The 25180-nt window shown below is 57.0% G+C and carries 24 protein-coding genes; 20 read left to right on the top strand and 4 right to left on the bottom strand.

Annotation, left to right across the window (positions count from 1 at the left end):
• Positions 1-24: 24 nt before the first annotated feature.
• The 4 genes from gyrB to dnaA are packed head-to-tail and all read right to left on the bottom strand — an operon-like array spanning position 25 to position 6232.
• Positions 25-2442, bottom strand: a complete 2418-nt coding sequence (gene gyrB / locus ACOI8A_RS20770) for a DNA topoisomerase (ATP-hydrolyzing) subunit B (RefSeq protein WP_420650075.1) — start codon at positions 2440-2442, stop codon at positions 25-27.
• Positions 2443-2447: 5 nt separating this feature from the next.
• Positions 2448-3551 carry a DNA replication/repair protein RecF gene (gene recF, locus ACOI8A_RS20775; RefSeq protein WP_157714406.1) on the bottom strand — a complete coding sequence of 368 codons (1104 nt, stop codon included), beginning with the start codon at positions 3549-3551 and terminating at the stop codon, positions 2448-2450.
• Between the two features lie 17 nt (positions 3552-3568).
• A complete protein-coding gene (gene dnaN / locus ACOI8A_RS20780; protein WP_420650076.1) occupies positions 3569-4672 on the bottom strand; it encodes a DNA polymerase III subunit beta in 1104 nt (367 codons plus the stop codon).
• A 39-nt stretch (positions 4673-4711) separates the two neighbouring features.
• Positions 4712-6232, bottom strand: coding sequence for a chromosomal replication initiator protein DnaA (gene dnaA, locus ACOI8A_RS20785; protein WP_420650077.1), 1521 nt, complete (start codon positions 6230-6232; stop codon positions 4712-4714).
• Positions 6233-6799: 567 nt separating this feature from the next.
• On the opposite strand from dnaA, the gene rpmH reads away from it, so the two are divergent.
• The 20 genes from rpmH to ACOI8A_RS20885 all read left to right on the top strand — a co-directional run bounded on the left by rpmH (position 6800) and on the right by ACOI8A_RS20885 (position 25180).
• Positions 6800-6934, top strand: coding sequence for a 50S ribosomal protein L34 (gene rpmH, locus ACOI8A_RS20790; RefSeq protein WP_003213577.1), 135 nt, complete (start codon positions 6800-6802; stop codon positions 6932-6934).
• A 16-nt stretch (positions 6935-6950) separates the two neighbouring features.
• Positions 6951-7352: a ribonuclease P protein component gene (gene rnpA / locus ACOI8A_RS20795; RefSeq protein ID WP_420650078.1), complete on the top strand. Its 402-nt coding sequence runs from the start codon at positions 6951-6953 to the stop codon at positions 7350-7352.
• A complete protein-coding gene (gene yidD / locus ACOI8A_RS20800) occupies positions 7345-7590 on the top strand; it encodes a membrane protein insertion efficiency factor YidD (RefSeq protein ID WP_010465488.1) in 246 nt (81 codons plus the stop codon). Before rnpA ends, yidD begins: the two co-directional genes overlap by 8 nt.
• 2 nt (positions 7591-7592) lie before the next feature.
• A complete protein-coding gene (gene yidC, locus ACOI8A_RS20805) occupies positions 7593-9275 on the top strand; it encodes a membrane protein insertase YidC (protein ID WP_420650079.1) in 1683 nt (560 codons plus the stop codon).
• Positions 9276-9356: 81 nt separating this feature from the next.
• Complete coding sequence (gene mnmE / locus ACOI8A_RS20810) at positions 9357-10727, top strand: tRNA uridine-5-carboxymethylaminomethyl(34) synthesis GTPase MnmE (protein WP_420650080.1); 1371 nt, start codon at positions 9357-9359, stop codon at positions 10725-10727.
• 552 nt (positions 10728-11279) lie between these two features.
• A complete protein-coding gene (gene mnmG / locus ACOI8A_RS20815; protein WP_420650081.1) occupies positions 11280-13178 on the top strand; it encodes a tRNA uridine-5-carboxymethylaminomethyl(34) synthesis enzyme MnmG in 1899 nt (632 codons plus the stop codon).
• Entirely contained in the window at positions 13175-13819 is a 645-nt protein-coding gene (rsmG, locus tag ACOI8A_RS20820) for a 16S rRNA (guanine(527)-N(7))-methyltransferase RsmG (protein WP_420650082.1), read from the top strand. Before mnmG ends, rsmG begins: the two co-directional genes overlap by 4 nt.
• Before the next feature lie 18 nt (positions 13820-13837).
• Entirely contained in the window at positions 13838-14635 is a 798-nt protein-coding gene (locus ACOI8A_RS20825) for a ParA family protein (RefSeq protein WP_003229787.1), read from the top strand.
• A 9-nt stretch (positions 14636-14644) separates the two neighbouring features.
• Positions 14645-15517, top strand: a complete 873-nt coding sequence (locus ACOI8A_RS20830; protein ID WP_420650083.1) for a ParB/RepB/Spo0J family partition protein — start codon at positions 14645-14647, stop codon at positions 15515-15517.
• A 148-nt stretch (positions 15518-15665) separates the two neighbouring features.
• Positions 15666-16073 (top strand): F0F1 ATP synthase subunit I, encoded by a 408-nt coding sequence (locus tag ACOI8A_RS20835; protein ID WP_420650084.1) that lies wholly within the window; start codon positions 15666-15668, stop codon positions 16071-16073.
• 16 nt (positions 16074-16089) lie between these two features.
• Entirely contained in the window at positions 16090-16959 is an 870-nt protein-coding gene (gene atpB, locus ACOI8A_RS20840) for a F0F1 ATP synthase subunit A (protein ID WP_420650085.1), read from the top strand.
• Between the two features lie 134 nt (positions 16960-17093).
• Positions 17094-17351, top strand: a complete 258-nt coding sequence (gene atpE / locus ACOI8A_RS20845; RefSeq protein WP_003097235.1) for a F0F1 ATP synthase subunit C — start codon at positions 17094-17096, stop codon at positions 17349-17351.
• A 58-nt stretch (positions 17352-17409) separates the two neighbouring features.
• A complete protein-coding gene (locus ACOI8A_RS20850) occupies positions 17410-17880 on the top strand; it encodes a F0F1 ATP synthase subunit B (protein ID WP_420650086.1) in 471 nt (156 codons plus the stop codon).
• Between the two features lie 12 nt (positions 17881-17892).
• Entirely contained in the window at positions 17893-18429 is a 537-nt protein-coding gene (locus ACOI8A_RS20855) for a F0F1 ATP synthase subunit delta (protein ID WP_420650087.1), read from the top strand.
• Positions 18430-18450: 21 nt separating this feature from the next.
• A complete protein-coding gene (gene atpA / locus ACOI8A_RS20860) occupies positions 18451-19995 on the top strand; it encodes a F0F1 ATP synthase subunit alpha (protein WP_158830525.1) in 1545 nt (514 codons plus the stop codon).
• 50 nt (positions 19996-20045) lie between these two features.
• Entirely contained in the window at positions 20046-20906 is an 861-nt protein-coding gene (atpG, locus tag ACOI8A_RS20865; protein ID WP_420650088.1) for a F0F1 ATP synthase subunit gamma, read from the top strand.
• A 27-nt stretch (positions 20907-20933) separates the two neighbouring features.
• Entirely contained in the window at positions 20934-22313 is a 1380-nt protein-coding gene (gene atpD, locus ACOI8A_RS20870; RefSeq protein ID WP_042556890.1) for a F0F1 ATP synthase subunit beta, read from the top strand.
• A 45-nt stretch (positions 22314-22358) separates the two neighbouring features.
• Positions 22359-22784: a F0F1 ATP synthase subunit epsilon gene (locus ACOI8A_RS20875; RefSeq protein ID WP_420650089.1), complete on the top strand. Its 426-nt coding sequence runs from the start codon at positions 22359-22361 to the stop codon at positions 22782-22784.
• A 118-nt stretch (positions 22785-22902) separates the two neighbouring features.
• On the top strand, positions 22903-24270 hold the full coding sequence (glmU, locus tag ACOI8A_RS20880) for a bifunctional UDP-N-acetylglucosamine diphosphorylase/glucosamine-1-phosphate N-acetyltransferase GlmU (RefSeq protein ID WP_420650090.1): 1368 nt from the start codon (positions 22903-22905) through the stop codon (positions 24268-24270).
• A gap of 133 nt (positions 24271-24403) precedes the next feature.
• Positions 24404-25180, top strand: coding sequence for a DeoR/GlpR family DNA-binding transcription regulator (locus ACOI8A_RS20885; RefSeq protein WP_420650091.1), 777 nt, complete (start codon positions 24404-24406; stop codon positions 25178-25180).

Here is a 25180-nt window from a genome sequence, read left to right on the forward strand (position 1 = left end):
CCTTTTTGTTGGTGCCGACCGAGATCAGAAATCCAGGTTAGAAACCGCCAACGCATTGCTCTCGATGAACTCACGGCGAGGCTCGACCGCGTCACCCATCAGGGTGTTGAAGATCTGGTCTGCGCCGATGGCGTCTTCGATGGTGACTTTCAGCATGCGGCGCACGCTTGGGTCCATGGTGGTTTCCCACAGCTGATCCGGGTTCATTTCGCCCAGACCTTTGTATCGCTGAATGGTGTGACGCTTGGTGCTTTCGGCCATCAACCAGTCCAGGGCTTCCTTGAACTCGGTAACGGCTTTCTTGCGTTCGCCACGCTGGATGTACGCGCCTTCGTCGAGCAGGGTGCTCAGTTGAGCGCCGAGGGTGACGACGGTTTTGTAGTCGTTGCTGCCGAAGAAGTCACGGTTGAAGGTGACGTAGTTCGACAGGCCGTGGGAGATCAGTTCAACCTCTGGCAACCACACGCCGCGCTCGCGATCTTCACGCAGGCTGGCTTTGTACACCAGACCGGACTTCTCGACGGTACGCAGACGGGCTTCGTACTGCGCCAGCCAGTCTTGCATAGCTGCGTGGTCGCCGAGTTTTTCCAGGCTTACGGCCGGCAGGTAGATGAAGTGCTCGGTCAGTTCCTGTGGGTACAGGCGCGACAAACGCTTGAGGGTCTTCATCACCATGCGGAAGTCATTCACCAGACGTTCCAGCGCCGGGCCGGAAATGCCCGGTGCTTCTTCATTCAGGTGCAGGCTCGCATCTTCCAGGGCCGACTGCGTCATGTACTCTTCCATGGCGTCGTCGTCTTTGATGTATTGCTCTTGCTTGCCTTTCTTGACCTTGTAAAGCGGCGGCTGGGCAATGTAGATGTAACCGCGCTCGATCAACTCCGGCAACTGACGGAAGAAGAAGGTCAGCAGCAGGGTACGGATGTGCGAACCGTCAACGTCAGCATCGGTCATGATGATGATGTTGTGGTAACGCAGCTTGTCGATGTTGTACTCGTCGCGACCGATGCCGCAGCCCAGCGCGGTGATCAAGGTGCCCACTTCCTGGGAAGAGATCATCTTGTCGAAGCGCGCCTTCTCGACGTTGAGGATCTTGCCCTTCAACGGCAGGATGGCCTGGGTCCTGCGGTTACGTCCCTGCTTGGCAGAGCCGCCCGCGGAGTCACCTTCCACGAGGTACAGTTCGGACAGCGCCGGGTCTTTTTCCTGGCAGTCAGCGAGTTTGCCCGGCAGGCCGGCGATGTCGAGCGCGCCTTTGCGGCGGGTCATCTCACGGGCCTTGCGTGCAGCTTCACGGGCACGTGCGGCGTCGATCATCTTGCCGACAACCAGCTTGGCTTCGTTCGGGTTTTCCAGCAGGAAGTCGGAGAAGTACTTGCCCATTTCCTGTTCGACCGCGGTCTTCACTTCGGAAGAAACCAGTTTGTCTTTGGTCTGGGAGCTGAACTTCGGATCCGGTACCTTCACCGAAATGATCGCGGTCAGACCTTCACGCGCATCGTCACCGGTGGTGGCGACTTTGTGCTTCTTCGCCAGGCCTTCAGCTTCGATGTAGGTGTTCAGGTTACGCGTCAGTGCCGAACGGAAGCCCACCAAGTGGGTACCGCCGTCGCGCTGCGGGATGTTGTTAGTGAAGCACAACAGGTTCTCGTTGAAGCTGTCGTTCCACTGCAGGGCGATTTCCACGCCGATGCCGTCTTCACGCTGGATGTTGAAGTGGAACACCTGGTTGACCGGAGTCTTGTTGGTGTTCAGGTATTCAACGAACGCACGCAGGCCGCCTTCGTATTTGAACAATTCTTCCTTGCCGCTGCGTTCATCCTTGAGGACGATGCCGACACCGGAGTTGAGGAAGGACAGTTCACGGATGCGCTTGGCCAGGATGTCCCAGCTGAAGTGAATATTCTTGAAGGTCGCGTCGGAAGGACGGAAGTGGATCTGCGTACCGGTGGTTTCACTCTCGCCAACGATTTTCATCGGCTCTTGCGGAACGCCATGCACGTAAGTCTGTTCCCAGATCTTGCCGCTGCGGCGAACGGTCAGGATCAGCTCTTCGGACAGGGCGTTAACTACGGAAACACCTACACCGTGCAGACCGCCGGATACTTTGTATGAGTTATCGTCGAACTTACCGCCCGCGTGGAGGACGGTCATGATGACCTCGGCGGCGGAAACGCCTTCCTCTTTATGCACGTCTACCGGGATGCCACGGCCGTTGTCGCGAACGGTGATGGACTCATCCGGGTGGATGATGATGCTGATGTCGTCACAATGGCCGGCGAGGGCTTCGTCGATCGAGTTGTCGACCACCTCGAACACCATATGGTGCAGGCCGCTGCCATCGTCGGTGTCGCCAATGTACATACCGGGACGTTTGCGTACGGCATCCAGGCCTTTCAGCACTTTAATGCTCGTTGAGTCGTACGTATTTTCTTCGCTCAATGCCTTCACTCCCGATGGTCGTGGGTCTGGGTGATACGGCCCTGTTCCACGTGGAACAGAGCGACTGGCGTTTCCGTCTGCCAGCCTTCCCTCAATAATTCGTGATCTACACAGGTGATGAACACCTGGCAGCGTAAGTCTTCCAGCAAGCGGCACAGCGCGCGTCGGTGGTTCTCGTCCAATTCAGACGGCAAGTCATCCACCAGATAAATACACTGGCCGCGTCGGGCCTGGCTCACCAGATGCCCTTGGGCAATTCGCAATGCGCAGACCACCAACTTCTGCTGACCCCGGGACAAGATGTCCGCGGCATTATGTGCGCCCAATCTAAGACGCAAATCAGCGCGTTGCGGTCCGGCCTGGGTGTGACCCATTTGCTGGTCCCGTTGAACGGACCCAGCCAATACAGCACTCAATTCCCGGTCTTTGTCCCAGCCCCGGTAATAGCTGAGCGTCAAACCTTCAAGCTCAACCAGTTCGCTCAAAGTCTGTTCAAAGACTGGTTTCAAGGCTTTGATGTATGCGCGGCGGTATTCATCGATTTCAGCGCTGGCCTGGCACAGTTCCCTGTCCCAAACCGCTTGCGAAACGGCGTCAAGTGTACCATGCCGCAGCCAGGAGTTTCTCTGGCGCAGGGCCTTCTGCAAGCGCTGCCAGGTCGACATGAACCGTGGTTCCACATGGAACACACCCCAGTCGAGAAACTGCCGGCGAATCTTCGGCGCTCCTTCCAACAGACGGAAGCTGTCCGGGTTGATCAGCTGCAACGGCAAAATTTCCGCCAGTTGCGCGGCACTGCGGGCGTTCTGGCCATCGATGCGGATCTGGAACTCGCCCTGCCGGTCACGCGAAATCCCCAAGGCACTGTGGCCACCCTCGGCCAGCTCAACCTGACCGAACACGGTGCAGGCGAGTTGCTCGTACTGGATGACTGGCAACAGACGCGTGCTACGAAACGAACGGGCAAGCCCCAGCAGGTGAATGGCTTCCAGAACACTGGTTTTGCCGCTGCCATTGGCGCCGTAAAGAATATTGATGCGGGGGGAGGGGGAGAAGGTCACCGGGTGCAAATTGCGCACCGCGGTGACCGAGACGCGACTTAAGGACATCCAGGGTCAGCGCAAGATTACAGACGCATCGGCATGACAACGTAAGCCGAGTCGTCATTGTCGGACTCTTGCACCAGCGCACTGCTGTTGGAGTCAGACAGGATCAGGCGAACCTGCTCAGTGGTCATCACGCCCAGCACGTCGAGCAAGTAGCTCACATTGAACCCGATTTCCAGCGAACCGCCGTTGTACTCAACGCCTACTTCTTCTTCCGCTTCTTCCTGCTCCGGGTTATTGGCCTGAATCTTCAGCTGACCATTGGCCAGTTGCAGACGAATGCCACGGTACTTCTCGTTGGACAGAATCGCGGTACGGCTGAACGCTTCGCGCAGCGCCTGACGGTCGCCCAGTACCAGCTTGTCGCCGCCCTTTGGCAGAACGCGCTCGTAATCCGGGAATTTGCCGTCTACCAGTTTCGAGGTGAAGGTGAATTCACCAGTGGTGGCGCGAATGTGATGCTGACCCAGCACAATGCTGACAATGCCGTCCGGCTCGGTGAGCAGGCGCGCGAGTTCAAGAATACCTTTGCGCGGCACGATCACCTGATGGCGATCCGGCTGACCGATATCGGCCTTCATCGAGCACATCGCCAGACGGTGACCATCGGTGGCGACCGCGCGGATGATGCCTTCCGATACTTCCAGCAGCATCCCGTTGAGGTAATAACGTACGTCCTGCTGGGCCATGGCGAAGCTGGTGCGTTCGATCAGACGACGCAGCTTGCTCTGCTCCAGGCTGCAAGTCAGCGAGCCCGGGCCTTCTTCCACAGTCGGGAAATCATTGGCCGGCAGGGTCGACAGGGTGAAGCGGCTACGGCCAGCCTTCACCACCAGCTTCTGCTCGTCGACCTTGATGTCGATCAGCGCATCGTTGGGCAGGCTTTTGCAGATGTCCATCAGCTTGCGCGCAGGCACGGTGATGGAACCTGTTTCAGCCGGCTCCTCGAGTTGCACACGGCCGACCAGTTCGACTTCGAGGTCGGTACCGGTCAGCGACAGTTGCTGGCCTTCGACGACCAGCAGCACGTTGGACAGAACCGGCAAGGTCTGTCGGCGCTCGACGACACCTGCGACCAGTTGCAGGGGTTTCAACAGGGCTTCGCGTTGAATGGTGAAATGCATGGTCTAGTCCCTTGCCTTAATAAGCTGCGCTGGTGTTCATCAAGTAGTCAGTGTACGCAGCAGGTTCTTGTAGTCCTCGCGGATGTCCGCGTCGGATTCCTTGAGTTCGTTGATCTTGCGGCAGGCGTGCAACACGGTCGTGTGGTCGCGGCCGCCAAACACGTCGCCGATTTCCGGCAGGCTGTGGTTGGTCAGTTCTTTGGACAACGCCATCGCGACCTGACGCGGACGTGCCACCGAGCGCGAACGGCGCTTGGACAGCAAGTCGGAAATCTTGATCTTGTAGTACTCGGCGACCGTGCGCTGAATGTTATCCACAGAAACCAGTTTGTCCTGCAATGCCAACAAGTCTTTCAGGGATTCGCGAATCAACTCGATGGTGATGTCGCGGCCCATGAAATGCGAGTGGGCGATCACGCGTTTCAGCGCGCCTTCCAGCTCACGGACGTTGGAGCGAATGCGCTGGGCAATGAAGAACGCGGCGTCATGCGGCAAGTCGACTTTGGCCTGATCGGCCTTTTTCATCAAGATCGCAACGCGGGTTTCCAGCTCCGGCGGCTCGACGGCAACCGTCAGGCCCCAGCCAAAGCGGGATTTGAGGCGTTCTTCAAGGCCTTCGATTTCTTTCGGGTAGCGGTCACTGGTAAGAATGACCTGCTGACCACCTTCAAGCAGGGCGTTGAAGGTGTGGAAAAACTCTTCCTGGGAACGTTCCTTGCGGGCGAAGAACTGAATGTCATCGATCAGCAACGCATCCACCGAACGGTAGAAACGCTTGAACTCGTTGATCGCATTCAGTTGCAACGCCTTGACCATGTCGGCCACGAAACGCTCGGAATGCAGGTACACGACCTTGGCATTCGGATTCTTCTTTAATAGGTGGTTGCCCACCGCGTGCATCAAGTGAGTCTTACCCAGACCAACACCGCCATACAGGAACAGCGGGTTGTAACCATGCTTGGGGTTATCCGCCACCTGCCAGGCCGCCGCACGGGCGAGCTGGTTGGATTTACCTTCGACGAAGTTCTCGAAAGTGAACGTGCGGTTCAGGTAACTGGTGTGCTTGAGCGCACCTTCGACCTGCACGGTGCGTTGTTCAGCGCGAATCGGAGCTTGCTGCGAGGCGGCGCCAGCCATTGGATCGAAGCTGTCGCGTGACGGCTCTTCACTGATTTCAGCGGATTTCTGCGTTGCCCGTTTCGCCGGAGCAGCCGTCTGTACCTGCGCAGGTGCACTGGCCGGAGCGGCGGCGGCCTGCGCCTGGGAGGCAGCCGCGGCGAGCGGCGCATTCGGCGCTGCACGCGGAGCGGAACTGCGTTTGCTGCCTATTAATAAGGACAGCGCGGGCGCGAGGCCGTTGCCATGCTCATCCAGCAGTTCAAGGACTCGGCCGAGGTACTTTTCGTTGACCCAGTCGAGCACAAAACGATTCGGTGCATAGACGCGCAACTCGTCGCCTTCGGCTTCGACCTGTAGTGGACGGATCCAGGTGTTGAATTGTTGGGCAGGCAGCTCTTCGCGCAAAAGCTCCACGCACTGCTGCCAAAGTTCCACTGACACGGATATCCCCTAAGTTGAAAGCCGGTGAGGCAAAAACAAGCGGCCATTGTAGCGGCGAGCCGCCCACTTATCCACATGCAGGTTGTGCGGTGCACATGATTTATCAATGCGTTAACCGCAGAAAAAACGACCAACGGCATGTGAATAAGCTCTGTGGATAACCGTGTCTAAGCTCACTGGACAACTGGGGGTTGAACTCGGTGGATAACCTGCCTGTGGATAAACACCCGTTTCACACACAGGTTATCCGACAGTGCAGCACAGGCTGAACACGGTTTTCCACTGTAGTTGTCATCCTCTGTACATCACGAGTTAGAAGGCTTTAAGGCAGTTATCCACAGAGGATGGCGTGCCTAGCTTTTATAAGCTTTACAGAAAAGCTTTAAATACTTCCCTTCTTTATTTCTATATCTAGCGCACAGGCATTCAACCTGAAATGCCGTGCAGATCTATTTATAAGGAAACGCTGGTTGGAAATTGACCTGAAGGCTTGCTTTCTCTAGAATCCCCGGTCTCTTAAAACGGGGGCCATTCCGGCCCGTTGTGGACGAACCAGGTAACACGACAATGAAACGTACTTTCCAACCAAGCACTATCAAACGCGCTCGTACTCACGGTTTCCGTGCTCGCATGGCTACCAAGAACGGTCGTGCCGTCCTGTCGCGTCGTCGCGCCAAAGGTCGCGCACGTCTGGCAGTTTGATAATCCGGCAATGGAGGTGAGTCAGGACTTCAGTCGGGAAAAGCGTCTGCTTACCCCCCGGCATTTCAAGGCAGTCTTTGACTCCCCTACCGGCAAGGTTCCGGGGAAAAATCTCCTGCTCCTTGCGCGCAACAACGATCTTGATCACCCCCGTCTCGGGCTGGTTATCGGGAAAAAGAGCGTAAAGCTCTCCGTCGAGCGCAATCGCCTCAAACGTTTGATGCGTGAATCGTTCCGTCTGCACCAGGATTCACTGGTCGGCTGGGACATTGTTATCGTCGCGCGCAAAGGTTTGGGTGACGTAGAAAACCCCGAATTGATTCAGCATTTCGGCAAACTCTGGAAACGTCTGGCTCGTAATGCGCCGGTTCCAGCAGTCAAAGCCGAAACTGTAGGGGTAGACAGTCCAGATGCGTAAACTGGCACTCGTTCCGATCCAGTTTTACCGCTATGCCATTAGTCCTCTGATGGCCAGTCACTGTCGCTTCTACCCCAGTTGTTCCTGCTACGCGTATGAAGCCATAGAAAATCATGGCCTTCTACGCGGTGGCTGGCTGACCTTTCGTCGTTTAGGTCGCTGTCATCCGTGGAATCCCGGTGGTTATGACCCGGTTCCACCTATCCCTACCTCCCGTTCTTCTTCGATGGCCGAGTAATCATGGATATCAAACGCACGATCCTGATCGTCGCCCTGGCAATCGTGGCCTATGTCATGGTCCTTAAATGGAACCAGGATTACGGTCAGGCTGCCTTGCCGACTCAGAATGTTGCTTCCACTACGACCACACCGGGCCTGCCGGAAACTTCCACTGGCAATAATGCTGCCGTCAGTGACGATATTCCGCGTGCCGCCAGCGATACCAGCGCACCAGTAGAAGCACCGGTTGCCGTCAGCAAGGATCTGATCCAGATCAAAACCGACGTGCTCGATCTCGCGATCGATCCACAAGGTGGCGACGTTGCTCAGCTGACTTTGCCGCTGTATCCGCGTCGTCAGGATCGTCCAGACGTTCCGTTCCAGCTGTTCGACAACGGCGGGGAGCGTGTTTACCTGGCTCAAAGCGGTCTGATTGGCACCAACGGTCCGGACGCAAATCCGGCTGGTCGCCCGATCTACTCCTCGGAGAAGAAGACTTATCAACTGGCTGACGGTCAGGACCAATTGGTCGTGGACCTGAAGTTCAGCAAGGACGGGGTCAACTACATCAAGCGTTTCACAGTGAAACGCGGCATGTACGACGTAACCGTTTCCTACCTGATCGACAACCAGAGCGCTCAGCCCTGGACTGGTGCGATGTTTGCCCAGTTGAAGCGTGACGCCAGTGCTGATCCTTCGTCGACCACGGCTACCGGCACCGCGACTTACCTGGGCGCTGCCCTGTGGACAAGTTCGGAGCCGTACAAGAAAGTGTCCATGAAGGACATGGACAAGGGTCAGGTCAAAGAAACCGTCACCGGTGGTTGGGTAGCCTGGCTGCAGCACTACTTCGTGACTGCATGGGTTGCTCCGAAGGGCGAAAACAACATCGTCCAGACCCGTAAAGACAGCAAAGGCAACTACATCATTGGCTACACCGGTGCTTCGCTGACCGCTGCTCCTGGTGCAAAAGTTGAAACCAGCGCTGTTCTGTACGCAGGTCCGAAAAGTCAGGCAGTACTGAAAGAGTTGTCCCCAGGTCTGGAATTGACTGTCGACTACGGCATTCTCTGGTTCATTGCTCAGCCGATCTTCTGGCTGCTGCAACATATCCACAGCATTGTGGGTAACTGGGGCTGGTCGATCATCTTCCTGACCATGCTGATCAAAGGGATCTTCTTCCCTCTGTCGGCCGCCAGCTACAAGTCGATGGCCCGCATGCGCGCCGTGGCTCCAAAACTGGCAGCGCTGAAAGAGCAACATGGCGATGACCGGCAGAAAATGTCGCAAGCCATGATGGAGCTGTACAAGAAAGAGAAGATCAATCCACTGGGTGGCTGCTTGCCGATCCTCGTGCAGATGCCGGTTTTCCTTTCGCTGTACTGGGTTCTGCTGGAAAGCGTTGAAATGCGCCAGGCGCCGTTCATGCTGTGGATCACCGACTTGTCGATCAAGGATCCGTTCTTCATCCTGCCGATCATCATGGGCGCGACCATGTTTATCCAGCAGCGTCTGAACCCGACTCCGCCGGATCCGATGCAGGCGAAAGTGATGAAAATGATGCCGATCATCTTCACCTTCTTCTTCCTGTGGTTCCCTGCTGGTCTGGTGCTGTACTGGGTTGTGAACAACTGCCTGTCGATTGCACAACAGTGGTACATCACGCGTAAGGTCGAGTTGGCGACGAAAAAAGCCGAGGCGTAACTTACTCTGTGGATAACACCACTCAAAACGCCCCCTAGTGGGGCGTTTTGCTATCTGCCATTTTTGTCTGGATACCGGTTTATGAGCGTACCTCGTGAAACCATCGCCGCCATCGCTACCGCTCAAGGTCGTGGTGGTGTGGGCATCGTCCGTATTTCCGGACCATTGGCCGGGGCTGCGGCTCAAGCCATCAGCGGCCGCGAACTGAAACCGCGTTACGCTCACTACGGCCCGTTTTTCAGTGACGATCAACAGGTGCTGGATGAAGGTCTGGCGCTGTATTTCCCGGGTCCGAACTCGTTTACCGGTGAAGACGTACTGGAATTGCAGGGCCACGGCGGCCCGATTGTTCTGGATATGTTGCTCAAGCGATGTCTGGAACTCGGTTGCCGTCTTGCCCGTCCGGGCGAATTCAGTGAGCGCGCGTTCCTCAATGACAAACTCGACCTGGCTCAAGCCGAGGCGATTGCCGATCTGATCGAAGCCAGTTCTGCCCAGGCAGCGCGTAATGCACTGCGCTCCTTACAGGGTGCGTTTTCCCAGCGTGTGCATAACCTCACTGAACAATTGATCGGGTTGCGGATTTACGTCGAAGCCGCGATTGATTTTCCGGAAGAAGAAATCGATTTCCTCGCCGATGGCCATGTACTGAGCATGCTCGACAAGGTGCGCGACGAACTGGCCACAGTGCTGCGTGAGGCCGGGCAGGGCGCGTTATTGCGTGACGGTATGACCGTGGTGATTGCCGGTCGTCCGAATGCCGGCAAGTCCAGTCTGCTGAATGCCCTCGCGGGTCGCGAAGCCGCGATCGTCACCGAGATTGCCGGCACAACCCGGGATATCTTGCGTGAACATATCCACATCGACGGCATGCCGCTGCACGTTGTGGACACCGCCGGGCTGCGTGATACCGACGATCATGTTGAAAAGATCGGCGTCGAGCGTGCATTGAAGGCGATCGGCGAGGCGGATCGCGTGCTGTTGGTGGTTGACGCGACCGCTCCGGAGGCTGCAGATCCGTTCGCTCTCTGGCCGGAATTCCTCGAGACCCGTCCGGATCCGGCGAAAGTCACGCTGATCCGCAACAAGGCCGATCTGACCGGAGAAGCCATCGCTCTGGAAATCAGTGACGATGGCCATGTGAGGATTAGTCTGAGCGCCAAGTCGGCCGGAGAAGGACTGGATCTGCTGCGCGATCATCTCAAAGCTTGCATGGGCTACGAGCAGACATCGGAAAGCAGCTTCAGCGCCCGTCGCCGGCACCTGGAAGCCTTGCGCCATGCGAGCGATGCGCTGGAACACGGTCGTGCTCAGCTGACCCTGGCGGGCGCAGGAGAGTTGCTGGCCGAAGATCTCCGTCAGGCCCAGCACTCTTTGGGTGAAATCACCGGCGCATTCAGCTCCGATGATCTGCTTGGACGGATCTTTTCCAGCTTCTGCATCGGTAAGTAAGCGAGCTATCCCCCCAAGACGGACCCGTTCGCGGTCCGTCTTTCTCTCTATTCTCTAAATTCCGATCCCGAATGCGGGGCTGATTCTTCAGCCTGAGCGAATTTCTCTCGCCCAAAATTCCTTGATTCGTCGATTTTCTGTGGATTAAGCCCTGTGAATAACTGCCACTGAGGGCAGTTGATAACAGGGCCTTAAAACTGGATATAACTGCCCCTGTGGATAACCACCCCTTTCATCCACAGGCTTACACCGGTTATCCAAACCCCTCATTGGCACATGACCACAGCTTTCAAGATCTCTGTACACATTGAATTGTGTGGCCTGTAGAGATCTATCCACAGAAATGGTGCTCAGTAAGAATAAGCATTAAAACAAAGGTTTTATAAATTTCTTTCTTTTTTATTCTTTTAACCGCGGGTTTTCCACAGCTGGTTAAATTTTGTGCAAAGGGTTCTTTAGAAAGGGCGAAGTCCCTATACTTGCCGACCGGGTTCAAAAACCCGAGATCGAACATTCCCGTAAATACCTACTTAAGCAGGCACGAGGTGCGTGGTGGATTTCCCTTCCCGTTTTGAAGTGATCGTCATCGGCGGCGGTCATGCCGGTACCGAGGCAGCACTGGCCTCAGCACGCATGGGCGTAAAAACCCTGTTGCTGACGCATAACGTGGAAACCCTCGGTGCCATGAGTTGCAACCCGGCCATCGGTGGCATTGGCAAAAGCCATCTGGTGAAGGAAATCGACGCCCTCGGCGGTGCGATGGCCATGGCTACCGACAAGGGCGGCATCCAGTTTCGCGTGTTGAACAGCCGCAAAGGCCCGGCCGTGCGTGCTACCCGCGCTCAGGCCGACCGGATTCTGTACAAGGCCGCTGTCCGCGAAACCCTGGAAAACCAGCCGAACCTGTGGATATTTCAGCAAGCCGCTGATGACCTGATCGTCGAGCAGGAACAAGTACGCGGTGTTGTCACGCAAATGGGTCTGCGTTTCCTCGCCGATTCCGTGGTGTTGACCACCGGTACGTTCCTCGGCGGACTTATCCACATCGGTTTGCAGAATTTTTCCGGCGGTCGCGCCGGTGATCCACCGTCGATTGCCTTGGCTCACCGTTTGCGTGAATTGCCGCTGCGTGTGGGTCGCCTGAAAACCGGTACGCCACCGCGCATTGATGGCCGATCTGTGGATTTCTCGGTGATGACCGAGCAGCCAGGTGACACGCCGATCCCGGTGATGTCGTTCATGGGCAACAAGGAACAGCATCCGAAGCAGGTCAGCTGCTGGATTACTCACACCAACGCGCGTACCCACGAAATCATTGCGGCGAACCTCGACCGTTCGCCGATGTATTCCGCTGCCGGCGAGATCGAAGGCATCGGTCCGCGTTATTGCCCGTCGATCGAAGACAAGATCCATCGCTTTGCCGACAAGGAAAGCCATCAGGTCTTTATCGAGCCGGAAGGTCTGACCACTCATGAGCTGTACCCGAACGGGATATCCACAAGCTTGCCGTTCGACGTGCAGTTGCAAATCGTGCAATCGATTCGCGGCATGGAAAACGCGCACATCGTGCGTCCGGGTTATGCCATCGAGTACGACTATTTCGATCCACGCGATTTGAAATACAGCCTGGAAACCAAGGTCATCGGCGGTCTGTTCTTCGCCGGGCAAATCAACGGCACCACCGGTTACGAAGAAGCCGGCGCCCAGGGTTTGCTGGCCGGGACCAATGCTGCGCTGCGTGCGCAGGGCAAAGATGCCTGGTGCCCACGTCGCGATGAGGCGTACATCGGCGTATTGGTCGATGACCTGATCACCCTTGGTACCCAAGAGCCGTACCGCATGTTCACCTCGCGTGCCGAGTACCGTTTGATTCTGCGCGAAGACAACGCCGACCTGCGCTTGACCGAAAAAGGTCGCGAATTGGGTCTGGTCGATGACGCGCGCTGGGCCGCGTTCTGCAAAAAACGCGAAAGTATCGAACTCGAAGAGCAACGCCTGAAGAGCACCTGGGTTCGTCCAGGCACGCCGCAGGGCGATGCGATTGCGGAAAAATTCGGCACGCCGCTGACCCACGAATACAACTTGCTCAATCTCTTGAGCCGTCCGGAAATCGACTACGCTGGTCTGGTCGCAGTGACCGGCGACGGCGCCGAAGATCCACAGGTTGCCGAGCAGGTCGAGATCAAGACCAAGTACGCCGGTTACATCGACCGTCAGCAGGACGAAATCGCCCGTCTGCGCGCCAGTGAAGACACCAAACTGCCTGTGGATATCGATTACACCAACATTTCCGGCCTCTCCAAGGAGATCCAGAGCAAGCTTGGTGCGACGCGTCCCGAGACGCTGGGCCAGGCTTCACGGATCCCGGGTGTAACCCCGGCAGCGATTTCGCTGTTGATGATTCATTTGAAAAAACGCGGCGCGGGCCGTCAGTTGGAGCAAAGCGCTTGAGTTCTAAGGTCACCTCGCAACACGCCGAAGAGTTATCCACAGGAGCCCGCGCGCTCGGTGTCGATCTCAGCGAAACCCAGCACCAGTTGCTGCTGGGTTATCTGGCCCTGTTGATCAAATGGAACCAGGCCTACAACCTGACCGCCGTGCGTGATCCGGACGAAATGGTTTCCCGGCATTTGCTCGATAGTCTCAGCGTGATGTCGTTCATCGAAAACGGCCGCTGGCTCGACGTCGGTAGCGGCGGCGGCATGCCGGGCATTCCGTTGGCGATTCTGTATCCGGACTCGCAAGTGACCTGTCTGGACAGCAACGGCAAAAAAACCCGCTTCCTGACTCAGGTCAAACTCGAACTCAAACTGGATAACCTGCAAGTTATCCACAGTCGCGTCGAAGCGTTCCAACCTGCACAGCCATTCAACGGGATCATTTCCCGGGCATTCAGCAGCATGGAAAACTTCAGCAACTGGACGCGCCACCTCGGCGACGCCGATACGCGCTGGCTGGCAATGAAGGGCGTTCATCCGGCCGATGAGCTGGTAGCATTGCCGGCAGACTTCCACCTCGATAGCGAACACGCCCTGGCCGTACCCGGTTGCCAAGGCCAACGCCATCTGCTGATACTGCGCCGCACGGCATGATTGGGAACACAAGCAAGAATGGCTAAGGTATTCGCGATAGCGAACCAGAAGGGTGGTGTGGGCAAGACCACCACCTGCATCAACCTCGCAGCATCCCTGGTCGCTACCAAGCGCCGGGTGCTGTTGATCGATCTCGATCCACAGGGCAACGCCACCATGGGTAGCGGTGTGGATAAACATGGCCTGGAAAACTCGGTCTACGACCTGCTGATCGGCGAATGCGATCTGGCGCAGGCCATGCACTACTCCGAGCACGGCGGTTATCAACTGCTGCCGGCCAACCGCGATCTGACGGCGGCGGAAGTGGTGCTGCTGGAAATGCAGATGAAGGAAAGCCGTCTGCGCAGTGCGCTGGCGCCAATCCGTGAAAACTACGATTACATTTTGATCGACTGCCCGCCGTCGCTGTCGATGCTCACATTGAACGCACTGGTTGCCGCTGACGGGGTGATTATCCCCATGCAGTGCGAGTACTTTGCGCTCGAAGGTTTGAGCGACCTTGTGGATAACATCAAGCGTATCGCCGAACTGCTCAACCCGAACCTGAAAGTCGAAGGCCTGTTGCGGACCATGTATGACCCGCGCCTGAGCCTGATGAACGATGTTTCGGCGCAGCTCAAGGAGCACTTCGGCGAGCAGCTGTACGACACGGTGATCCCGCGCAACATCCGCCTGGCCGAAGCGCCTAGCTACGGCATGCCGGCGCTGGCGTACGACAAGCAATCGCGCGGCGCACTGGCCTATCTGGCACTGGCGGGCGAGATGGTTCGCCGTCAGCGCAAAAATTCACGCATCGCCGCCGCTCAGCCAACTTAAGGAATCCCCATGGCCGTCAAGAAACGAGGTCTCGGACGAGGACTGGATGCACTGCTGAGCGGTCCGACTGTCAGCTCGCTGGAAGAACAAGCAGCGCAGGCGGACACCCGTGAACTGCAGCACTTGCCGCTGGACCTGCTCCAGCGCGGCAAATACCAGCCGCGCCGGGACATGGACCCGCAGGCGCTGGAAGAACTCGCGCAGTCGATCAAGGCTCAAGGCGTGATGCAGCCAATCGTGGTGCGCCCGATTGGCGGTGGCCGCTTTGAAATCATCGCTGGTGAACGCCGCTGGCGCGCGAGTCAGCAAGCCGGGCAGGAAACCATTCCGGCCATGGTGCGCGACGTACCGGATGAAACCGCCATCGCCATCGCGCTGATCGAGAACATTCAGCGCGAAGATCTGAATCCGATCGAAGAAGCGGTTGCCTTGCAGCGTTTGCAGCAGGAATTCCAACTGACTCAGCAACAGGTTGCAGACGCTGTGGGTAAGTCCCGGGTGACTGTGGCTAACCTGTTGCGACTTATTGCGCTGCCGGAAGTCATCAAGACCATGTTGTCTCATGGCGATCTGGAAATGGGGCACGCGCGTGCTTTGCTCGGTCTGCCGGAGAATCAACAGGTTGAAGGTGCGCGACATGTTGTCGCACGCGGTCTGACCGTGCGCCAGACCGAGGCACTGGTTCGTCAGTGGTTGAGTGGTAAACCGGAGCCTGTTGAAGCGGCAAAACCGGATCCGGATATTGCCCGGCTCGAGCAGCGTCTGGCCGAGCGCCTAGGCTCTGCGGTGCAGATTCGCCACGGCAAGAAGGGTAAGGGGCAGTTGGTGATCGGTTACAACTCCCTCGATGAGCTCCAGGGTGTGCTCGCACACATCCGCTGAAACATTTACTCATGTAGCGCGCAGTCGGAAATCACTACCTGACAGTTGAATAGGGGCAGAACCGCCCCTATACTCTGCGCGCATTTTGTCGGCACAAATTATGCCAAGTTATTGAATTCTGGCAGCCGACCATTGGAGAGCAAAAGTGATGGAAACCCGCAAGCCAAACCGCCTGCCGTTCCATCGCATGGCAGTTTTTCCGGTGTTGATGGCTCAATTTGTCGTTTTGCTGATTGCCGCTTTGGCGTTCTGGCAGTGGCATGGAGTCGTTGCCGGATACTCGGGACTTTGCGGAGGCCTGATAGCCTTGCTGCCCAATGTATATTTCGCTCACAAGGCATTTCGGTTTTCCGGCGCCCGAGCGGCCCAGTCCATCGTCCGGTCATTTTATGCCGGCGAGGCAGGCAAACTGATTTTGACGGCAGTGCTGTTTGCACTGGTGTTTGCAGGTGTGAAGCCATTGGCGCCGATCGCAGTATTCGGTGCCTTCGTGCTGACTCAGTCAGTCAGCTGGTTCGCTCCCCTGCTGATGAGAACAAGACTTTCGAGACCTTAGGGCGTTTGAGGCAACCATGGCAGAAACAACCGCTTCGGGCTATATCCAGCACCACTTGCAGAACCTGACTTTCGGTCAGCATCCTACCGGCGGCTGGGGCTTTGCCCACACCGCAGCAGAGGCCAAGGAAATGGGCTTCTGGGCTTTCCACGTCGATACTCTCGGCTGGTCGGTCGCTTTGGGTCTGATCTTCGTTCTGCTTTTCCGCATGGCGGCAAAGAAGGCGACTTCCGGTCAGCCAGGTGCTTTGCAGAACTTCGTTGAAGTTTTGGTCGAATTCGTCGATGGCAGCGTGAAAGACAGCTTCCATGGCCGTAGCCCGGTGATTGCACCGCTGGCACTGACCATCTTCGTCTGGGTGTTCCTGATGAACGCCGTCGACCTGGTACCGGTCGACTGGATTCCTCAGCTGGCCATCCTGATCTCCGGCGATGCACACATCCCGTTCCGCGCCGTGTCGACTACCGACCCGAACGCGACTCTGGGCATGGCGCTCTCGGTGTTCGCACTGATCATTTTCTACAGCATCAAGGTCAAGGGTATCGGCGGCTTCATCGGCGAACTGACCCTGCACCCGTTCGGCAGCAAGAACATCTTCGTTCAAGCCCTGCTGATCCCGGTGAACTTCCTGCTGGAATTCGTGACACTGATCGCCAAGCCGATCTCTCTGGCTCTGCGTCTGTTCGGCAACATGTATGCCGGCGAGCTGGTGTTCATTCTGATCGCCGTGATGTTCGGCAGCGGTCTGCTCTGGCTCAGCGGCCTGGGCATTGTTCTGCAGTGGGCGTGGGCTGTGTTCCACATCCTGATCATCACGCTGCAGGCATTCATCTTCATGATGTTGACCATCGTCTACCTGTCGATGGCGCACGAAGAAAACCATTAAGACCAGTCTCGACTAGTCTGATGTCCCTCCCGGTCAAACGGGAGGGGGCTCCTCACGGGGCACCATGAAACGATTTGTTTTACCGCTTTAATCTAAAAAACCTAAACCATACGACGTAAAAGTCGGGAGGAAAGATGGAAACTGTAGTTGGTCTAACCGCTATCGCTGTTGCACTGTTGATCGGCCTGGGCGCACTGGGTACCGCAATTGGTTTCGGCCTGCTGGGCGGCAAGTTCCTGGAAGGCGCAGCGCGTCAGCCGGAAATGGTTCCAATGCTGCAAGTTAAAATGTTCATCGTTGCCGGTCTGCTCGACGCCGTAACCATGATCGGTGTTGGTATCGCGCTGTTCTTCACCTTCGCGAACCCGTTCGTTGGTCAGATCGCTGGCTGATTACTCGGATCTTCCGGGTAATTTGGTGTGATGGACAACGTAACTGCGAGGTGTTGGCGTGAACATTAATGCGACCCTGATTGGCCAGTCCGTTGCGTTCCTGATTTTTGTACTGTTCTGCATGAAGTTCGTATGGCCTCCGGTCATTACCGCTTTGCGCGAACGTCAAAAGAAGATCGCGGATGGTCTGGACGCTGCCAGCCGAGCAGCTCGCGACCTGGAGTTGGCCCAAGAAAAAGCGGGTCAGCACCTGCGTGAAGCGAAAGCTCAGGCAGCTGAAATCATTGAGCAAGCCAAGAAACGCGGTAATCAGATTGTTGAAGAGGCTGTTGAAAAAGCCCGTATCGACGCTGACCGTGTGAAGGTTCAGGCTCAGGCCGAGATCGAACAGGAAATCAACAGTGTCAAAGACGCTCTGCGTGCCCAAGTGGGCTTGCTGGCAGTCGGCGGCGCTGAAAAGATCCTGGGTGCCACAATCGATCAAAACGCGCACGCAGAGCTGGTTAACCAACTGGCTGCTGAAATCTAAGCGAGGGCGATCATGGCAGAACTGACCACGTTGGCCCGACCTTACGCTAAGGCGGCCTTCGAGCACGCTCAGGCTCACCAGCAACTGGCCAATTGGTCAGCCATGCTCGGCCTGGCTGCAGCGGTGTCGCAAGACGACACCATGCAGCGCGTGCTCAAGGCCCCGCGACTGACGAGCGCAGAAAAGGCCGCCACGTTTATTGACGTGTGCGGCGACAAGTTTGATGTGAAGGCACAGAACTTCATCAACGTCGTTGCCGAAAACGACCGTCTCCCGCTTCTGCCGGAGATCGCCGCTCTTTTCGACCTGTACAAGGCCGAACAAGAGAAATCGGTAGACGTTGAAGTGACCAGTGCTTTTGCATTGAACCAAGATCAGCAAGACAAACTCGCCAAGGTTCTCAGTGCACGACTCAACCGGGAAGTGCGCCTGCAAGTCGAGGAAGACAAAGCCCTTATTGGGGGTGTTGTCATCCGCGCCGGCGACCTGGTTATCGATGGCTCGATTCGCGGCAAAATCGCGAAGCTTGCCGAAGCATTGAAATCTTGAGTTTGAAGGGGCAGCAGAGCAATGCAGCAACTCAATCCTTCCGAAATAAGTGAAATTATCAAGGGCCGCATCGACAAGCTCGATGTGACCTCCCAAGCCCGTAACGAAGGCACTGTCGTCAGCGTATCTGACGGCATCGTGCGGATTCACGGTCTGGCCGACGTAATGTACGGCGAGATGATCGAGTTTCCGGGCGGCGTCTACGGTATGGCCCTCAACCTGGAGCAAGACTCCGTAGGTGCCGTTGTATTGGGTGCTTACCAGTCTCTTGCCGAAGGCATGAGCGCCAAGTGCACTGGCCGCATCCTCGAAGTTCCGGTTGGTAAGGAACTGCTGGGTCGCGTAGTCGACGCACTGGGTAACCCTGTTGACGGTAAAGGTCCACTGGGCAACACCGAGACCGATGCGGTCGAGAAAGTTGCTCCGGGCGTGATCTGGCGTAAGTCGGTAGACCAGCCTGTACAGACTGGCTACAAGGCTGTCGATGCCATGATTCCTGTCGGCCGTGGCCAGCGTGAGCTGATCATCGGTGACCGTCAGATCGGTAAAACCGCTCTGGCCATCGACGCGATCATCAACCAGAAAGACAGCGGCATTTTCTGCGTCTACGTAGCTATCGGTCAGAAGCAATCGACCATCGCCAACGTGGTTCGCAAGCTGGAAGAAAACGGCGCCCTGGCCAACACGATCATCGTGGCTGCCAGTGCTTCGGAATCTCCTGCGCTGCAATTCCTGGCACCGTACTCCGGTTGCACCATGGGTGAATTCTTCCGCGACCGCGGTGAAGACGCGCTGATCGTTTATGACGATCTGTCCAAGCAAGCAGTGGCTTACCGCCAGATTTCCCTGCTGCTGCGCCGTCCACCAGGCCGTGAAGCTTATCCAGGCGACGTGTTCTATCTCCACTCCCGTCTGCTGGAGCGCGCATCCCGCGTTTCGGAAGAATACGTAGAGAAGTTCACCAACGGCGCAGTGACCGGCAAAACCGGTTCCCTGACCGCACTGCCGATCATCGAAACCCAGGCTGGCGACGTTTCCGCGTTCGTTCCGACCAACGTGATTTCCATCACCGACGGTCAGATCTTCCTGGAATCGGCCATGTTCAACTCCGGGATCCGTCCTGCAGTGAACGCCGGTGTTTCGGTATCCCGTGTGGGTGGTGCCGCGCAGACCAAGATCATCAAGAAGCTCTCCGGTGGTATCCGTACCGCTCTGGCTCAGTACCGTGAACTGGCGGCATTCGCCCAGTTCGCTTCTGACCTGGACGAAGCGACCCGCAAGCAACTTGAGCATGGTCAGCGCGTTACCGAGCTGATGAAGCAGAAGCAATACGCACCAATGTCGATCGCTGACATGGCGCTGTCGCTGTATGCCGCTGAGCGTGGGTTCCTGACTGACGTTGAAATCGCCAAGATCGGCAGCTTCGAGCAAGCGCTGATTGCTTTCTTCAACCGCGATCACGCCGATTTGATGGCGAAGATCAACGTGAAGGGTGACTTCAATGACGAAATCGACGCTGGCATGAAAGCCGGTATCGAGAAGTTCAAGGCCACCCAAACCTGGTAAGCCGCAGCGGGAGCCGCAAGGCTCCCGCTTGCTAACCTGATAGGTGTTACATGGCAGGCGCAAAAGAGATTCGCAGTAAGATTGCGAGCATCAAAAGCACGCAAAAGATTACCAGCGCCATGGAAAAAGTGGCGGTCAGCAAAATGCGCAAGGCACAAATGCGCATGGCTGCTAGCCGTCCTTATGCGGAGCGCATCCGCCAGGTTATTGGGCATCTGGCCAACGCCAACCCGGAATACCGCCACCCGTTCATGATCGACCGCGAAGTAAAGCGTGTCGGTTATGTCGTAGTGAGCAGTGACCGTGGTCTGTGCGGCGGCTTGAATACCAACCTGTTCAAGGCCTTGGTCAAGGACATGGCGGTAAACCGCGATAACGGCGTCGAGATTGATCTGTGTGTCGTTGGTAGCAAGGGTGCGGCCTTTTTCCGCAACTTCGGCGGTAACGTCGTTGCAGCTATCAGCCACCTGGGTGAAGAGCCGTCGATCAATGATCTGATCGGCAGCGTCAAGGTGATGCTGGATGCCTACCTCGATGGTCGTATCGACCGTCTGAGCGTTGTGTCCAACAAGTTCATCAACACCATGACGCAACAGCCTACCGTGGAGCAGTTGATTCCATTGGTGGCGACCCCGGATCAAGAACTCAAGCACCACTGGGACTATCTCTACGAACCGGATGCCAAAGAGCTGCTTGACGGCTTGATGGTCCGTTACGTCGAGTCGCAGGTCTACCAGGCGGTGGTCGAGAACAACGCGGCTGAACAAGCTGCGCGGATGATCGCGATGAAGAACGCTACCGACAACGCCGGTGATTTGATCAGCGATTTGCAGCTGATCTACAACAAGGCGCGTCAGGCTGCGATCACCCAAGAGATCTCGGAAATCGTCGGCGGCGCTGCCGCGGTTTAACGGTTCAAATATTCAGAGGATCCAGCTATGAGTAGCGGACGTATCGTTCAAATCATCGGCGCCGTTATCGACGTGGAATTTCCACGCGACAGCGTACCGAGCATCTACAACGCTTTGAAAGTACAAAGCGATGCCGGCACCACTCTGGAAGTTCAGCAGCAGCTGGGCGACGGCGTGGTTCGTACCATTGCGATGGGTTCCACCGAAGGCTTGAAGCGCGGTCTGGAAGTCACCGACTCTGGCGCAGCCATCTCCGTACCGGTCGGTAAAGCGACTCTGGGCCGGATCATGGACGTCCTCGGTAACCCGATCGACGAAGCTGGCCCGATCGACACCGAAGAGCGCTGGGGCATTCACCGTCCGGCACCTTCGTTCGCTGAACAGGCAGGCGGCAACGACCTGCTGGAAACCGGCATCAAGGTTATCGACCTGGTTTGCCCGTTTGCCAAAGGCGGTAAAGTCGGTCTGTTCGGTGGTGCCGGTGTAGGCAAAACCGTAAACATGATGGAACTGATCCGTAACATCGCCATCGAGCACAGCGGTTATTCCGTGTTCGCTGGTGTGGGCGAGCGTACCCGTGAGGGTAACGACTTCTACCACGAGATGAAGGACTCCAACGTTCTGGACAAAGTGGCACTGGTTTACGGTCAGATGAACGAGCCGCCGGGTAACCGTCTGCGCGTAGCACTGACTGGCCTGACCATGGCCGAGAAGTTCCGTGACGAAGGTAACGACGTTCTGCTGTTCGTCGACAACATCTATCGTTACACCCTGGCCGGTACTGAAGTATCCGCACTGCTGGGCCGTATGCCTTCCGCAGTAGGTTACCAGCCGACCCTGGCTGAAGAGATGGGCGTTCTGCAAGAACGTATCACTTCGACCAAGGAAGGTTCGATCACTTCGATCCAAGCGGTATACGTACCAGCGGATGACTTGACCGACCCGTCGCCAGCGACCACCTTCGCCCACTTGGACGCCACTGTCGTTCTGTCCCGTGACATCGCTTCCCTGGGTATCTACCCGGCGGTCGATCCACTCGACTCGACTTCGCGCCAGCTGGATCCGAACGTAATCGGCCAGGACCACTACGACACCGCTCGCGGCGTCCAGTACGTTCTGCAACGTTACAAAGAGCTGAAAGACATCATCGCGATCCTGGGTATGGACGAACTTTCGGAAGCCGACAAACAGTTGGTTAACCGTGCTCGTAAGATCCAGCGCTTCTTGTCGCAGCCGTTCTTCGTGGCTGAAGTCTTCACCGGTGCTTCGGGTAAATACGTTTCCCTGAAAGACACCATTGCTGGCTTCAAAGGCATCCTCAACGGTGACTACGACCACCTGCCAGAACAAGCGTTCTACATGGTTGGCGGCATCGAAGAAGCGATCGAGAAAGCCAAGAAACTGTAATCCCGGCGCCCGGCAACGGGCGCTAATTTAGGTTGAGGCAATCAGATGGCTATGACAGTCCATTGCGATATCGTCAGCGCGGAAGGAGAAATCTTTTCCGGCCTGGTCGAGATGGTGATTGCGCACGGTGCACTGGGTGATCTTGGTATCGCTCTGGGCCACGCGCCGCTGATCACTAATCTCAAGCCGGGTCCTATCCGCCTGATCAAGCAGGGCGGGGAAGCCGAGGTGTTTTACATCTCCGGTGGTTTCCTCGAGGTTCAGCCGAACATGGTCAAGGTTCTTGCCGACACCGTGCAACGCGCCGCCGACCTGGATGAAGCCTCCGCTCTGGAAGCCGTTAAGGCTGCCGAGAAGGCCTTGCATGAAAAAGGTTCGGAGTTCGATTACGGCTCCGCTGCCGCTCGTCTGGCCGAGGCCGCAGCTCAGCTGCGTACCGTCCAGCAGATCCGCAAGAAGTTTGGCGGTTAATCCGTCAGCCGCTTGTTGTGCGATTGATAAAAAAGGGTAGCCTCGGCTACCCTTTTTTCTTTTCCAAATTCTCAAAACCCGGTCGCAGTTGCTGACCACCCAGGATTGGTAGCCAGTCATGTCTCTCGAAATCGTTATCCTCGCGGCCGGTCAAGGCACCCGCATGCGTTCGGCACTGCCGAAAGTGCTGCACCCGATTGCCGGCAACTCCATGCTTGGCCATGTTATCCACAGCGCCCGTCAACTCGATCCGCAGCGGATTCATGTGGTGATCGGTCACGGCGCTGATGCTGTACGTGAGCGGCTGGCGGCTGACGATCTGAATTTCGTGCTGCAGGATAAACAACTCGGCACTGGCCATGCCACGGCCCAGGCCGTGCCGTTTATCACCGCTGACACAGTATTGATCCTCTACGGCGACGTGCCGCTGATCGAAGTCGAAACCCTGCAGCGCCTGCTCAAGCAAGTCGTTCCGGGGCAGATGGGCTTGCTGACCGTCGAACTCGATGATCCGACCGGCTACGGCCGCATCGTGCGCGATGCCGACGGCAAGGTCGCGGCGATTGTCGAGCATAAGGACGCCAGCGAAGCACAGCGCGCGATCACTGAAGGCAACACCGGCATTCTTGCAGTGCCTGCCGCTCACTTGGCTGACTGGATGGGTCGCCTGTCGAACAACAACGTTCAGGGTGAGTACTACCTGACCGACGTGATCGAAATGGCGGTCAGCGATGGTTTGGTTGTGGCCACCGAACAACCTCACGATCCCATGGAAGTGCAGGGCGCCAATGATCGCAAGCAGCTCGCCGAACTGGAGCGCCATTACCAATTGCGTGCTGGCCGCCGCCTGATGGCCCAAGGCGTGACTTTGCGCGATCCGGCTCGCTTTGACGTACGCGGTGAAGTGACCGTTGGTCGCGACGTAATGATCGACATCAACGTGATTCTCGAAGGCAAGGTTGTCATTGAAGACGATGTGGTGATCGGCCCGAACTGCGTGATCAAGGACAGCACCCTGCGCAAAGGCGTGGTGATCAAGGCCAACAGTCACATTGAAGGCGCGATCATGGGCGAAGGTAGCGATGCTGGCCCGTTCGCGCGTTTGCGTCCGGGCACAGTGCTCGAAGCTCGCGCGCATGTGGGTAACTTTGTCGAGCTGAAGAACGCCCACATGGGCGAGGGCGCCAAGGCCGGGCATCTCACCTATCTGGGCGACGCTGAGATCGGCGCGCGCACTAACATCGGCGCTGGCACCATCACTTGCAACTACGATGGCGCCAACAAGTGGAAAACCGTGTTGGGCGAAGATGTATTCATCGGTTCCAACAATTCGCTGGTAGCGCCTGTGGATATCTCTGCTGGTGCGACCACTGCGGCGGGTTCGACCATTACTCAGAATGTGGATAACGCGCAATTGGCGGTAGGCCGCGCGCGGCAGAAGAACATTGATGGCTGGAAGCGGCCGGAGAAGATCAAAAAGAGCTGAGTTATCCACAACGGCTTGAAGATCAAAAGATCGTCCGGTAACGGACGATCTTTTTTTTGCCCGCGGCTTGACGATTTCCGGCCAATAGGTTTTGATTGCTTACGTTATCTTTCGAATCGAAACTTAGGCTCCCATGTCGAAACGCAATACACCGCAACGTCGCCGCAATATTCTCGCTTTGCTCAATGAGCAGGGTGAAGTCAGCGTGGACGAGTTGGCCAAGCGCTTCGAAACTTCGGAAGTCACGATTCGCAAGGATCTCGCTGCACTGGAAAGTCACGGTCTGTTGTTACGCCGTTACGGCGGGGCGATTACCTTGCCGCAGGAACTGGTCGCAGATACCAGCCAAATAGTCTCCAAACACAAACAGGCGATTGCCCGCGCTGCCGTGACGCGCATTCGCGAGCACGCGCGCATCATCATCGACAGCGGCAGCACCACCGCCGCGATGATTCCAGAACTCGGCCAGCAGCCGGGACTGGTGGTCATGACCAATTCCCTGCACGTCGCCAACGCCTTGAGCGAACTCGAACACGAGCCTGTTCTGTTGATGACCGGCGGCACCTGGGATCCGCACTCGGAATCGTTCCAGGGCCAGGTCGCCGAGCAGGTACTACGCTCTTACGACTTCGACCAGTTGTTTATCGGTGCCGATGGCATCGACCTGGTGCGTGGTACCACTACGTTCAACGAATTGCTTGGCCTGAGCCGGGTGATGGCGGATGTAGCGCGGGAAGTGATCGTGATGGTCGAGGCCGACAAGATCGGCCGCAAGATTCCCAATCTGGAGCTGCCATGGAGCAGCGTCCATACCCTAATCACCGATGAGCGCTTGCCCCAAGAGGCACGCGATCAGATTCAAGCCCGCGGTATCAATCTGATTTGCGCGGCTGTCAGTCAGGAGAAATAA

Source organism: Pseudomonas sp. P4795 (assembly GCF_048822895.1).
In the GTDB taxonomy this organism is placed as follows: domain Bacteria; phylum Pseudomonadota; class Gammaproteobacteria; order Pseudomonadales; family Pseudomonadaceae; genus Aquipseudomonas.

Bases quoted from the DNA above. Each gene is read 5' to 3' on its own strand.
- recF (WP_157714406.1), bottom strand. From the start codon at position 3,551: ATGTCCTTAAGTCGCGTCTCGGTCACCGCGGTGCGCAATTTGCACCCG.
- dnaN (WP_420650076.1), bottom strand. From the start codon at position 4,672: ATGCATTTCACCATTCAACGCGAAGCCCTGTTGAAACCCCTGCAACTG.
- rpmH (WP_003213577.1), top strand. From the start codon at position 6,800: ATGAAACGTACTTTCCAACCAAGCACTATCAAACGCGCTCGTACTCAC.
- yidD (WP_010465488.1), top strand. From the start codon at position 7,345: ATGCGTAAACTGGCACTCGTTCCGATCCAGTTTTACCGCTATGCCATT.
- yidC (WP_420650079.1), top strand. From the start codon at position 7,593: ATGGATATCAAACGCACGATCCTGATCGTCGCCCTGGCAATCGTGGCC.
- mnmE (WP_420650080.1), top strand. From the start codon at position 9,357: ATGAGCGTACCTCGTGAAACCATCGCCGCCATCGCTACCGCTCAAGGT.
- ACOI8A_RS20825 (WP_003229787.1), top strand. From the start codon at position 13,838: ATGGCTAAGGTATTCGCGATAGCGAACCAGAAGGGTGGTGTGGGCAAG.
- ACOI8A_RS20830 (WP_420650083.1), top strand. From the start codon at position 14,645: ATGGCCGTCAAGAAACGAGGTCTCGGACGAGGACTGGATGCACTGCTG.
- ACOI8A_RS20835 (WP_420650084.1), top strand. From the start codon at position 15,666: ATGGAAACCCGCAAGCCAAACCGCCTGCCGTTCCATCGCATGGCAGTT.
- atpB (WP_420650085.1), top strand. From the start codon at position 16,090: ATGGCAGAAACAACCGCTTCGGGCTATATCCAGCACCACTTGCAGAAC.
- atpE (WP_003097235.1), top strand. From the start codon at position 17,094: ATGGAAACTGTAGTTGGTCTAACCGCTATCGCTGTTGCACTGTTGATC.
- ACOI8A_RS20855 (WP_420650087.1), top strand. From the start codon at position 17,893: ATGGCAGAACTGACCACGTTGGCCCGACCTTACGCTAAGGCGGCCTTC.
- atpA (WP_158830525.1), top strand. From the start codon at position 18,451: ATGCAGCAACTCAATCCTTCCGAAATAAGTGAAATTATCAAGGGCCGC.
- atpG (WP_420650088.1), top strand. From the start codon at position 20,046: ATGGCAGGCGCAAAAGAGATTCGCAGTAAGATTGCGAGCATCAAAAGC.
- atpD (WP_042556890.1), top strand. From the start codon at position 20,934: ATGAGTAGCGGACGTATCGTTCAAATCATCGGCGCCGTTATCGACGTG.
- ACOI8A_RS20875 (WP_420650089.1), top strand. From the start codon at position 22,359: ATGGCTATGACAGTCCATTGCGATATCGTCAGCGCGGAAGGAGAAATC.
- glmU (WP_420650090.1), top strand. From the start codon at position 22,903: ATGTCTCTCGAAATCGTTATCCTCGCGGCCGGTCAAGGCACCCGCATG.
- ACOI8A_RS20885 (WP_420650091.1), top strand. From the start codon at position 24,404: ATGTCGAAACGCAATACACCGCAACGTCGCCGCAATATTCTCGCTTTG.